The organism is Collinsella aerofaciens, from assembly GCF_032584215.1.
Classification (GTDB): Bacteria; Actinomycetota; Coriobacteriia; order Coriobacteriales; family Coriobacteriaceae; genus Collinsella.
Genome location: NZ_JAWHPN010000081.1, coordinates 1 through 635, shown reverse-complemented (window position 1 = coordinate 635; position 635 = coordinate 1). Strand labels below are relative to the sequence as shown.

General features: G+C 44.3%; 1 protein-coding gene. It reads left to right on the top strand.

The window, feature by feature from the left end; genetic code table 11:
• Nucleotides 1–100 precede the first annotated feature (100 nt).
• The coding region (locus tag RX395_RS09840) for a hypothetical protein (RefSeq protein ID WP_316367299.1) at nucleotides 101–635 on the top strand (535 nt) is incomplete at its 3' end.

Here is a 635-nt window from a genome sequence, read left to right as displayed (position 1 = left end):
CTATAAGGTTATCCGCTTAAACAGCTAACGATATATCGTTGATTTTCCCACATATTTATGGTATGATGAGAGGACAAATTAAAAGACAGGAGTGACCCACATGAAAAAACTGCTATCCCTTGCACTCACATTAGCGCTTAATTTCAGTCTGACTGTTCCCGCATTTGCCGCAAACAAAGCGGGTGACACTACGATTACAGATGCAAACGGCACCTACACCCTCTCAAAGCCTATTCTTTACACCATTTCGCGCTCAGAACTGGAAAAAATCAACATGGATTCCGTATCGGTATTTATCAATGGCGAACCCATTAACGAGGATTATTTTGGTTCGGCACAGTCTTATCTACGCGACTATTTCTTTGCCAAAGCAGCTACGATTTATGCCGTTCCAGAAGGCACGAACATCGAGCTGCCGGATGGTATTCTGACATCGGACTATATTTCGATTGACTTAGCGTTCAAGAACGGAACTTGCTACGCAACAGAGGCGAATACGGCGCTCTTTCCCGGGCTGACATCTGTCAAGCTATCGGATACGGAATATCTTGCAAAGATAGATTTGGAATTGGCAAATCCTCCGGATAACGACAGTTGGGGAAGCAGTCCAAGCGAAATTGATGCTGGTGCAATAT